Source organism: Streptomyces racemochromogenes (assembly GCF_044129415.1).
In the GTDB taxonomy this organism is placed as follows: domain Bacteria; phylum Actinomycetota; class Actinomycetes; order Streptomycetales; family Streptomycetaceae; genus Streptomyces; species Streptomyces racemochromogenes_A.
Window position 1 is genome coordinate 1 of sequence record NZ_JBBDHD010000284.1, and the last position, 1,644, is coordinate 1,644.

Sequence of the window (1,644 nt, forward strand, 5' to 3'; positions counted from 1 at the left end):
AGGGCGAGGTCCGCTACGCCCGTGACGCCTTCGAGGGCCTGCGGCTGATGGACGCACTGATCGCCGTCAAGCGCGGCATCCCCGGCGCCGAACTCCCGCCCCTCAAGCAGCGCCGCGTACCCGGGCGTACCGCCGTCCTCGACGTGCGGGAGCCGGAGGAGGCCGGCCGCTCCGACGTGGCCGTCGACAACCCGGTGCCCACCCCGCCCTTCTGGGGGACCCGCGTGGTCAAGGGGGTCCAGCTCAAGGAGTACGCGGGCTGGCTGGACGAGAACGCGCTGTTCAAGGGCCAGTGGGGCCTCAAGGAAGCGGACTCGATCGCCGCCGAAGGCACACCGCGGCTGCGCGGCTGGCTGGACCGCATGCACACGGACCGGCTCCTCGAAGCGGCCGTGGTCTACGGCTACTTCCCCTGCGTCTCCAAGGGCGACGACCTGGTCATCCTGGACGAGGACGGGGCCGAGCGGACCCGGTTCACCTTCCCGCGCCAGAGCCGGGGACGGCGCCTGTGCCTCGCGGACTTCTTCCGCCCGGAGGAGTCCGGCGAGACCGACGTCATCGGCCTCCAGGTGGTCACCGTCGGCTCGAAGATCGGCGAGGCCACCGCCAAGCTCTTCGAGTCCGACTCCTACCGCGCGTACCTGGAGCTGCACGGCCTGTCCGTCCAGCTGGCCGAGGCCCTGGCCGAGTACTGGCACGCCCGAGTCCGCGCCGAACTCGGCATCGCCGGCTCCGATCCGGCGGCCATGGACGGCATGTTCCGTACCGAGTACCAGGGATGCCGGTACTCCCTGGGCTACCCGGCCTGCCCCGAGCTGTCCGACCGGGCCAAGATCGCCGACCTCCTCCGGCCGGAGCGGATCGGCGTCCACCTCTCGGAGGAGTTCCAGCTCCACCCCGAGCAGTCCACCGACGCTCTGGTGATCCACCACCCCGAAGCCGGCTACTTCAACGCGGGAGGCCGTCGATGACCTCCGCCCCCGTACCTCTTCAAGGAGCACACCGCATGTCTGCCGCATTCACCGACTACAAGGTCGCCGACATCTCCCTCGCCGAGTTCGGGCGCAAGGAGATCACTCTGGCCGAGCACGAGATGCCGGGTCTGATGTCGATCCGGCGGGAGTACGCCGCGGCGCGGCCGTTGGCCGGGGCCCGTATCACGGGTTCTTTGCACATGACGGTGCAGACGGCGGTGTTGATCGAGACGCTGGTGGCGCTCGGGGCGCAGGTGCGGTGGGTGTCGTGCAACATCTACTCGACGCAGGACCACGCGGCCGCGGCGATCGCGGCGGCGGGGATTCCGGTGTTCGCCTGGAAGGGCGAGACGCTGGAGGAGTACTGGTGGTGCACGGAGCAGGCGTTGAGGTGGCCGGGGCATGCGGGCCCGAACATGATCCTGGATGACGGTGGGGATGCCACGCTGCTGGTCCACAAGGGGGTGGAGTTCCAGAAGGCGGGTGCGGTGCCGGAGGTGTCGACGGCCGAGAACGAGGAGATGGCGGTCGTCCTGGGGTTGTTGACGAGGACGGACATCGACTGGGCGGCGCTGGCCGCGGGGGTGCGGGGGGTGACGGAGGAGACGACCACGGGTGTGCACCGTCTGTACGAGATGATGCAGTCCGGTGAGCTGCTGTTCCCGGCGAT

The 1,644-nt window shown here is 69.8% G+C and carries 2 protein-coding genes; both read left to right on the forward strand.

Annotation, left to right across the window (positions count from 1 at the left end; translation table 11 throughout):
- Window positions 1-971, forward strand: a 971-nt coding sequence (locus WDV06_RS36820; RefSeq protein ID WP_395514153.1) for a vitamin B12 dependent-methionine synthase activation domain-containing protein, incomplete at its 5' end; no start/stop codon positions are given.
- Window positions 972-1,006: 35 nt separating this feature from the next.
- Window positions 1,007-1,644: adenosylhomocysteinase (locus tag WDV06_RS36825; protein ID WP_395514154.1), on the forward strand; the 638-nt coding region annotated here is incomplete at its 3' end.